Annotated in this window: 4 protein-coding genes; all 4 read left to right on the top strand. The window is 56.1% G+C overall.

Going from position 1 to position 2,357, the window contains the following annotated elements; genetic code table 11:
• On the top strand, window positions 1-783 hold a 783-nt coding region (locus JRG72_11790; protein ID MBW2135883.1), incomplete at its 5' end, for a TM1812 family CRISPR-associated protein.
• A gap of 229 nt (window positions 784-1,012) precedes the next feature.
• Window positions 1,013-1,819, top strand: coding sequence for a CRISPR-associated endonuclease Cas1 (gene cas1, locus JRG72_11795; protein MBW2135884.1), 807 nt, complete (start codon window positions 1,013-1,015; stop codon window positions 1,817-1,819).
• A gap of 4 nt (window positions 1,820-1,823) precedes the next feature.
• Entirely contained in the window at window positions 1,824-2,099 is a 276-nt protein-coding gene (gene cas2, locus JRG72_11800) for a CRISPR-associated endonuclease Cas2 (protein MBW2135885.1), read from the top strand.
• Between the two features lie 89 nt (window positions 2,100-2,188).
• Window positions 2,189-2,357 (top strand): CRISPR-associated endonuclease Cas2 (gene cas2 / locus JRG72_11805; protein ID MBW2135886.1); only part of this gene is annotated, 169 nt, incomplete at its 3' end.

Below are 2,357 nucleotides of genomic sequence, written 5' to 3' on the forward strand. Positions count from 1 at the left end.
GTGCTGAAGCAGGTAACCCTGGCAGGTATATACTATGGTGCCTTTGAAAGTTTGGGAAGTATTGTTGAGGCTCGAGCCCTGCCCCGTGAACAGAGACGCGCTCCGATTCTCGACCTAACCGGCTTTGCCGCCCTGCTTGACTGGGGCCTGGCGATTGATCGTTTTCTAGGCGCTGGGGACGCGGTCCAGGTGTGTAACCTGGCCAGAGAAGAAATCAAACCAATTTTGTCAGATACCGGAGGACAGGATCGGGCCGCCGCGGCGATTCGTAAACTGGCCAACCAACTGGAAACGTTCACCAAAATCATGGCTACCTGCCGCGGGCCTGAAATAACCCCAGTGATTGCCAGGCTCAAGGCCGAGATTGAAGATTGCGTCCACCTTGATCTCATCCCGCCCTTAAAGCCCCTGTTGGAAAGCCTTCTTGATCATGTGCAGCCCTTTAATGGGGATCAAATTCAGGACGGCATCCGGGCCGCAAGGTGGTGTCTGAAGCATAACCTTATCCAGCAGGGATATACTATCCTACGAGAAATTTTGGTGAGCCATTTTGCCATTATTAGAGGGGTTGATCCACAGTGCCGGGAGGCCCGAGAAAATGCCTGCCGGCAATATCTGGAGGCCCTGAATTCCAAGGAAGAATTGATTAAAGCCTTCAAAGACTTATCGCAAGCCCGCAATGATCTGAATCATGCCGGTTGGCGGCAAAACCCGATGGATGCCCAAAAATTTGGGGATAAATTAAAAATCTTGATTGATAAAATTGAACACCACCTTGTTTGAATCCACATCTGGCCATCTTCGGGTCATTCTAGAGGAGGCCCAAGCCTACCTGGAGGCGGGCGAGGAAGCCAAGGCACGCGACCTGGCGGTCAAATACCACCGTCAGTCAGGGCAAGATCCGCAACTCTGGCGCGGTTGGGCTGGAGTCTGCCAGGCCCTGGGGATGGCCCGCCAGGCCCAGACGTGCTACGAGCAGGCACTGCGACTGGCCCCGCAAGATTGGGATGCGATGTATGGGCTGGCCGTGCTCCTGGCAAATGTGGGCCACTATGAGAAGTCGCGGCATTACCTGCGCACGGTGCTGCTGCGCCTCAACCGCAGCCGGGAGGGGTTGGGTCTGGAAGATCAGATTCTCGGCTTAAAACAACTGGCCGATAAAGCGGCTGCGGCCCCCGACCTGGATGGCTTGCGGGGACTTGAAGGCCGCAGCGCCGCGCTTTACTTCCAGGGGTTTGCCAAAGGCTTCCGGGCCGCTGGCATAGAGTTCAGCAAGCGCGTCCGCCGCCCGCCCACCGATCCGGTCAATGCCCTGCTCAGTCTGGGCTATACCTTGCTGTTCCATAACATGCTGGCCGCGGTCAGCCTGGTCGGTTTTGACCCCTATCTGGGCTGCCTGCACGCCATGGAATACGGCCGTCCCTCCCTGGCCCTGGATCTGATGGAGGAATGGCGCCCGGTGATTGTCGATACCCTGGTGCTCAGCGTCTTTAACCTGAAAACTTTGGGCCGGGATGATTTTGTGGTGGGCGAAACTGCCCCTGAGGACCTCGACGCCGACCCGGGGGCGGCGGACGATCCCGGCGGCGCCGAGCCGGAAAGCCCGGCCGCATCCAAAGCCGGTCTGCCGGTCCGACTGACCGATGCCGGTTTCCGTAAATTCATCACCCAATTCGAGCGCAAGATGCAGCAGAAAATCAAATATCATCTCTCCAACCAGCAACTAACCCACCGGGATTGCCTGCGCGAGCAGGTGCGCCATTTTGCCCGTTATGTGCGGGGCGAAGTAGATCGCTATCAACCCTTGCTACTCAGGTAAAGCCATGTATGTCCTGGTCTCTTATGACATTACCGATGACCGTATCCGCAACCGGGTGATGAAATTCTTAAAAGACTACGGGGATCGCATCCAACTCAGCGTCTTTGAGTGCGACCTGGACGAGGCCCGGTATCAACAGCTGAAGCGGGGAGTGGAACAAATAATTGACCTCGAGCAGGATCGGGTGCGCTACTACCGCCTCTGCCGCAGTTGCGTTGACCGGGTGGTGATCTCCGGTTGGGGCGAAATCAGCACCGATGAGGGGTTTGAGGTTATCTGAGCCAATTTATTATTCATAACGAAAAATTGGTCAATTGTAACCTTCCTTTAATTCCCTCTCCCTGGGGGAGAGGGTCAGGGTGAGGGGAAATGGCTAAAAAAATTCATCATGTCCTGGTCAGTTACGATATTCACGATCCCCAACGGCTCCAGAAGGTGGGTAAGGCCCTGACCGATTACGGGGAACGGGTGCTGAAGAGCGTCTTTGAGTGCAATCTCACTGCGGGGCAATTTCAGCGTCTCAAAGCTCGGGTGGACG

This window comes from Deltaproteobacteria bacterium, from assembly GCA_019309545.1.
In the GTDB taxonomy this organism is placed as follows: domain Bacteria; phylum Desulfobacterota; class Desulfobaccia; order Desulfobaccales; family Desulfobaccaceae; genus Desulfobacca_B.